Here is a 6,808-nt window from a genome sequence, read left to right as displayed (position 1 = left end):
TTTGCTTTTAATCGATTCATGCTATAATCGCAACCATAAAGGAAAATCACAATGCAATTGTTAACGTCACCGAACAGCCTCTTCGGGCGAAAGGTTCTCATCGCCGCCCACGCCCTTGGTCTTTCGGACAAAATCACCATTGTTGCCACCAACCCGCGGGCCGATGATGCCACCCTGCGGCCAAAAAACCCACTGGGGAAAATTCCGGCCTTGATAACCGACGACGGCACCGCCATCGCCGATTCCTTTGCGATTATTTTGTATCTGCAATCACTGGCGGGCAAAACCACATTTTTTCCCAACAGCAGTGCCGCGCAGGCCACCCTGATGTTTCATCACGCCGTGGCCGACGGCATCGGCATGGCCGCCGTGTTGATGGCCCAGAACAAGATGCGGCATGACGAATGCTCGGGCGTGCCGTTGGACGATACATGGATAAAACGTCAGGTAATGGCGGCAAGCCATGGCTTAGAATTCATGGATAAAAATATAAAAACCATCGGCACCGACCTGAATGTCGCCACCGCCGCCTTGATAACCAGTTTGGATTATTTACATTTCCGGTTTCCCGAATTTGGCGGCGCCGGCGGCTGGCGTGCCAAGCACAAAAACCTGGCGGCTTGGCTTGACACCATGCATAAAAACCCGGCGGTTGCCAAAACAAACCTGCCGGCTTAAAAAATTTCTTTTTTTTACAGAAAAATAAAAAAAACTCTTGTATTTTTTAAAAATAGTCTTATCATAATGACGGTTTTAAACCATTTATTGTTTTTTTGTTAAGGGAAGGAGCCTCTATATGAAAATAAAACAACTTTTATCGACCGCTGTAACGGCAGTCGTAATGACCTCGGCCATGGTCGGGGTGTTTGCTGACACGGCGCGCGCCGCCAACCACCTTCGGGTTTATGATTGGGCGGGTTATGATAACCCAGCCTATTATAAATCCTATATGGACAAATATAAAAAGAAACCTACCTTTTCGCTTTTTGCTGAAGAAGAAGAAGCCAGGGCAAAAATGGTGGCGGGTTTCAAATCTGACATTTCCCATCCATGCGGCTACAGCGCGGACCGCTGGCGCAATTCTGGCTTGTTGCAACCCATCGATGTCAGCAAGTTAAAAAACTATAAGGATATTCCTGCCGTTTACGCCAAGCAACCCGGTTATGTGGTTGATGGCAAGGTCTATATTATTCCTTATGATATTGGTCAAACGGCCCTTACCTATAATGCCGATAAAGTCCCCGCCAGCGACGTTAAATCGTTGCAGGTGTTTATCGACCCAAAATATAAGGGTAGGGTTTCATTGCCTGATAATTTTTCTGATTGGATAAGCTTAGGGTTTGTTGCCACCGGCACCCGCGATTGGAGCACTATCAAAAGCCAAAGCGATCCAAAATATCAAAAAGCCTTGGACTTTTTACGAAAAGCCCATAAAAACAATAAATTTTATTGGACCGACGGGCCAAATTTGGCCAGTGGTATGAAAACAGGTGAGGTTTTAATCACCTGGGCTTGGAACGAAACCCCCGTCACATTACGTGGTGAAGGGTTGAATATTAAAATGAACCGCGATACCAAAGAGGGCATGGCCAGTTTTGTCTGTGGTTATGTCTGGTTAAAAACCAGCAGTGCCAAACCAGAACAGGTCTATGACTTCTTTGATTCGCTCATTTCGCGCGAAACCACACTTCCTTTGGTGACTGAGTTTGGTTATGCCCATTCCAATGGCGTGGGTATGAAGAACCTGTCTAAAGAGGTGCTGGACGCGTCGGTGGTCAGCGATTCTGAAAAATATGCTAAAAAAGCATTGTTTCAGACGCCATTGGCCGACGATGTCGTAAAATTTATGAATGACGATTTTAATAAAATAAAATCGGGCAATTAATTTTATCCACTATCAGACGATAATTTTTGTCTATAATAGTTGTTTTTTATAGACAAAAATCGATAAAAAAGGGGAAAGAATGAACTTCTTTCCCCTTTTTTTGCATTCTGGTTGAAAAACAACTTGATAATTATTCCAAAAAAGAATAGATTTCGCCGAATAAGGGTAATTGGAGATTAAAATAAAATTTAACAGATAAAGGACGACAACATGGTCTATCGGCTCGACGACATTGATTACAAAATACTATATTTACTACAGCGGGACGCCAGCCTTTCAGTAGCGGACTTAGCCTCGCGCATTGGGTTATCACCAACCCCGTGCTGGAAAAGAATAAAAAAAATGGAGGAAGAGAAAATCTTGCTGGGTTCGGTTATGTTAATCGACCCGCGCAAGGTCGAATGCCCGCTGGTGGCCTTTGTCATGATAAAAACCAACGACCATTCGGACGATTGGGCAAAATCATTTGTTAAGGTGGCGCGCAGTTTCCCTGAAGTTGTATCGTTGTTTCGCATCACCGGCGAATATGATTATATATTGATGGTCATGGTTAAGGACGTGGCGGCCTATGACGAACTTTACCGTCGTCTGGTTAAAAGCATTAACGTGCGATTGTTTGACGTAACATCGATTTTCGCGCTTGAGGTATTAAAACGCAACACGGTGATTCCGTTACCGATAGAGGACCAAGAATTTTTAGAAAAAACCCAGTCATTGGAATCGGTCAGTGCCAATATCTATGAAAAGGATGAGGTATTGGAACAACACACCGACCAACCGCTCCCCGGTAAGGTGGTTTAATAATAATTAATATTTAAAGAAAACTTGCTTGTCATTGATGCGATATTGGGTGGCAAGGGTTTGACCGCGGCCGGTGCCATCCTTGTTATACATCCACTCAAAAAACGCCTTGGCCTTTTCATGCTCCAGGTTGGGAAATTTGTTCTTATCGATTAAAATAATACTATAATCATTTTTTAATAGGCTATCGGGTTTTTCGTGGCCCAGGTCTTTCTTTTTGAACAGCACGACATAATCTTTGACGTTGCTTTTGGCGAAGGTCGCAAGGTCGCATAAGGCGATGGCATTGACGGCAATCGCCGATTGCAATGTTTTGCCCATCGGTTGGCCCAATTCTTTATACCATGATTTGTCAAATGTTTTGGGGTTGAGGTTTGCCTTGTCCCAAATTTCTAATTCCTTGCTGTGGGTGCCGCTTTTATCAGCGCGCGAGAAAAACAAAAATTTGTTTTTGGCGATGAGCTTGAATGCGGCGGGCGCGGTTTTGACCGATAAAAATTTATCGGCGACAAATGGTGGGCCGACGATGATAAAATCATTCCAGAATAATTTTTTTCTTTTCGAAAAATAACCTTGTTCTTCATATTGTTTTTCTAATTTTGGGCTGTGGGTGATGGCGATATCGGCCTCGCCCCGCGCCGCCGAGGCTAGGGCAACACCACTGCCGAGCGACACAGCGTGAACCTTAATGCCGGTATCCTTGGTAAATTGCGGCAACAGAAAATCCAGCAACCCCGAATCTTGCACCGAGCTGGTGGTTTGCAACAGCAGGTAATCGCGCGCTTGCGCCGGCGTGGTGCCGGCAACCATCGCCCATGCCAAAAAAATAAATGCAAGATAACGCAACGCGTTGCTGATGTTTTTTTTCATAACGGTCTTATAGATTTTAAAAACTATATGTCAAGGTTCTTCACAGACAGGGCATTTTCTTGAATGAATTCGCGGCGCGGTTCGGTGATGTCGCCCATTAACGTGCTGAACAGGTCGGATGTTTCTTGCGCGTCGCCGATTTTCACCTGCAACAACGAACGGCTATGTGGGTCGAGCGTGGTTTCCCACAATTGCTCGGGGTTCATTTCGCCCAGTCCTTTGTAGCGTTGGATGGTCAAGCCTTTTTTGCCCAATTCGGCAACGGTGTCGACCAAGGCCTCATGGCTGGCAACAGCGATGGTATCGTTTTTGTAACTCAATGCAACGCCGTCCGCACCAAAGGCTTGCTTGATTTCCTCGCTGATGGTTTCGTTGTCAACCGCCCGTTGGCAATGGAGCAAAAAGTTTTTCAAATCGTTGCCCTTGCGTTGGTTGCCGGTGGCTTCCTTCAGCACGCAATCGTTGAGGATTAAATCGAGCAGGTAATTTTGGAGCGAGGCCTCGTCTTTTAAATAAACGCCCTTTTCGCCTTTTTTGGCAAAGTAAAGCGGCGGTTGCGCGATGTAAAGATGGCCGCGTTTGATAATCTCCTCCATCTGGCGATAAAAAAACGTCAGCAATAGGGTGCGGATGTGACTGCCGTCGACGTCGGCATCGGTCATGATAATAATTTTATGGTAACGCAATTTGTCGGCGTTAAATTCGTCGCGCCCAATGCCCGCGCCCAGCGCGGTGATAAGCGTGCCGATTTCGTTGCTCGCCAACATTTTGTCAAATCGCGCCCGTTCGACATTTAAAATTTTTCCACGAAGCGGCAGGATAGCCTGATATTTCCGGTCGCGGCCTTGCTTGGCCGAACCGCCTGCCGAATCGCCCTCGACGATAAAAATTTCTGATTTTTCGGGACTGCGCTCTTGGCAGTCGGCCAATTTGCCGGGGAGCGATCCCACGTCCAACGCCGATTTGCGGCGGGTTAATTCGCGGGCTTTGCGGGCGGCCTCGCGCGCCAGCGCGGCCTCCATAATTTTTTTCATAATATCCTTGGCGGCCGATGGGTTTTCGCCCAACCATTCTTCTAATTTTTCATTGACGATAGCCTCGACCACTGGTCGCACCTCCGACGACACCAATTTTTCTTTGGTCTGGCTCGAAAATTTTGGGTCGGGCACCTTGACCGATAGGACGCAGGTCAAGCCCTCGCGCGCGTCGTCGCCGCTGACCGCGACCTTTTCTTTTTTGCCGCTGTCGGCGGCTTGCTTGTTAATTTGTTTGGTCAGGGCGGCGCGAAAACCGGCCAAGTGCGTGCCGCCGTCGCCCTGCGGGATATTATTCGTAAAGCACAACATATTTTCGTGATAGGAATCGTTCCATTGCATCGCAAATTCGACGGTGATGCCTTCCTTCTGCGCCGTGCCATAAATCGTGTGGTCGTGCAATTTGTTTTTGGCGCGGTCGAGCCATTCGACAAACGCCTTGACCCCACCGGTGTATTGAAATGTTTCTTCCTTTGGTTTGGCGGGGCGGTCATCGCGCAGGATAATTTTAACCCCGGAGTTCAGAAATGCCAATTCGCGGATGCGATGCTCCAGGGTGTGAAAATCAAATTTGGTTTTGGTGAAGGTCTCATCAGACGGCATGAAGGAAACTTGCGTGCCGGAGCGGCCATCGTGCTTGCCAATTTGTTTGAGCGGCGCGTCGGCATCGCCATGGGCGAAACTCATCTCGTGAATTTGGCCATCGCGCCAGATGGTGAGGCGAAGCCAGCTGGATAGGGCATTGACCACCGACACGCCAACCCCGTGCAGGCCGCCCGAAACTTTGTAAGAATTTTGGTCAAACTTGCCGCCGGCGTGCAATTGCGTCATGATGACCTCGGCCGCTGAAACCCCTTCCTCCTTATGAATGTCGGTCGGGATGCCGCGCCCATTGTCCTTGACAGTGCAGGAGCCGTCCTTGTTGAGGGTTACTAAAATTTCGTCGCAGAAACCGCCGAGGGCTTCATCGATGGCGTTGTCGAGGACCTCGTAAACCATGTGGTGCAGGCCCGACCCGTCGTCGGTATCGCCGATATACATGCCGGGGCGTTTGCGAACTGCCTCCAGCCCCTTCAGCACCTTGATAGAATCGGCTGAGTAATTTTCGGCCGAGGATTTATTTGTTTTGTCGTTCATGTGTTTATGTTATTTTTTATCTTTACGCCAAGATTCGCCCGTTCGCAAGGGTGATGAATTGGGCGCGGCCGCCAAGAGATGAAAAATCGGCTTTACGCGTGCCGGTTAAAAAACATGGCACCTGGAGGTTATCGGATAGCGATGCAAAGAGGCGCAGGATTTTTGCCTGGTGGTCATCGTCAAGGTGCGACACAATATCGTCGAGCAAGAACAATGGCGGGCGGCCAAATTCGGCGGTCAAGATTTGCACCGCGCCCACCATCAGGCCAAGCACCAAAAGTTTTTGCTCGCCGGTTGAGCAGAGCGACGCCGGCAAGTCTTTTTTCAAATGCCGCGCCGTCATGTCGGTGCGGTGCACGCCCTCGATAGTTTCCAAACCGCGCGATTTGCCCAAGTAGTCTTGGTAAATTTTTTCGGCCTCAACCGCGTCGGTGGTTTCGAGCATTTCCTCGACCATACCGCTTAAGGCAAGGCGGAGCGGCGGTAAAAATTGAAAGCCGCGTGTTACCGCCTGGTTTAGCTTGGCGATGTAGGCAAGGCGACTGCCAGCGATGGCAATGGATTTTTCGGCGATGCGTTTTTCGAGCACCCGCAACCACGTGTCGTCTTGGTGGCCTTGCTCCAACAATGAGCGGCGTTGCCGCAACAATTCGTTGAAGCCTATGATTTCCGATTGGTGGTTGCCGTGGATGGCGGTGATTAATTTATCCAAAAATCGTCGCCGTTCGGATGCCGAATCTTGGAACAATCTATCGTGGCGCGGCAAAACCCACAGGCACGAAAAATTTCGCTCGCTGGATTTTATCGGGTTGTGGTTGAGGAACGATTTTATTTTTTTGTCGGTCGCGTCATATTCCATTTTTAAAATTTCGGGCTGTTGGTTGTATGAAAAATCGGCGCGCAGGCGAAACCGCGTTTGACCAAACCGCACTTTTTCCTCCCCCGCGGTGGCGCGCAATCCGCGCCCGGGGGCGAGGAGGGATAGAGCCTCCAACAAATTGGTTTTGCCCGCGCCATTGTTGCCGGTAATCACGGTCATCATCGCGCCATTTTTGGGCATGTCAAAATGACATTCGGTCAG

At 48.7% G+C, this 6,808-nt stretch carries 6 protein-coding genes; 3 read left to right on the top strand and 3 right to left on the bottom strand.

The annotated features are described in order from the left end of the window. The first annotated feature begins 51 nt into the window (after positions 1-51). The 3 genes from QM529_07270 (at position 52) to QM529_07260 (ending at position 2,686) form a co-directional block, all read left to right on the top strand. Entirely contained in the window at positions 52-678 is a 627-nt protein-coding gene (locus QM529_07270) for a glutathione S-transferase family protein (GenBank protein ID MDI9314454.1), read from the top strand. 118 nt (positions 679-796) lie between these two features. Further along, the gene (locus QM529_07265; protein MDI9314453.1) at positions 797-1,885 is read left to right on the top strand and encodes an extracellular solute-binding protein; all 1,089 of its coding nucleotides are present in this window, start codon (positions 797-799) and stop codon (positions 1,883-1,885) included. A 210-nt stretch (positions 1,886-2,095) separates the two neighbouring features. Next, complete coding sequence (locus QM529_07260; protein ID MDI9314452.1) at positions 2,096-2,686, top strand: Lrp/AsnC family transcriptional regulator; 591 nt, start codon at positions 2,096-2,098, stop codon at positions 2,684-2,686. A gap of 6 nt (positions 2,687-2,692) precedes the next feature. Here the strand turns inward: QM529_07260 and QM529_07255 are convergent, their stop codons facing one another. The 3 genes from QM529_07255 to QM529_07245 form a co-directional block, all read right to left on the bottom strand. Beyond that, on the bottom strand, positions 2,693-3,556 hold the full coding sequence (locus tag QM529_07255; GenBank protein ID MDI9314451.1) for a substrate-binding domain-containing protein: 864 nt from the start codon (positions 3,554-3,556) through the stop codon (positions 2,693-2,695). A gap of 23 nt (positions 3,557-3,579) precedes the next feature. Continuing rightward, positions 3,580-5,727 (bottom strand): DNA topoisomerase (ATP-hydrolyzing) subunit B, encoded by a 2,148-nt coding sequence (gene gyrB / locus QM529_07250; GenBank protein ID MDI9314450.1) that lies wholly within the window; start codon positions 5,725-5,727, stop codon positions 3,580-3,582. 22 nt (positions 5,728-5,749) lie between these two features. Next, positions 5,750-6,808: AAA family ATPase (locus tag QM529_07245; GenBank protein ID MDI9314449.1), on the bottom strand; the 1,059-nt coding region annotated here is incomplete at its 5' end.

It is taken from the genome of Hydrotalea sp. (genome assembly GCA_030054115.1).
Classification (GTDB): domain Bacteria; phylum Pseudomonadota; class Alphaproteobacteria; order JASGCL01; family JASGCL01; genus JASGCL01.
Note: the sequence above shows the minus strand (reverse complement) of the source record. Positions and strands in the feature narration are given on the sequence as shown.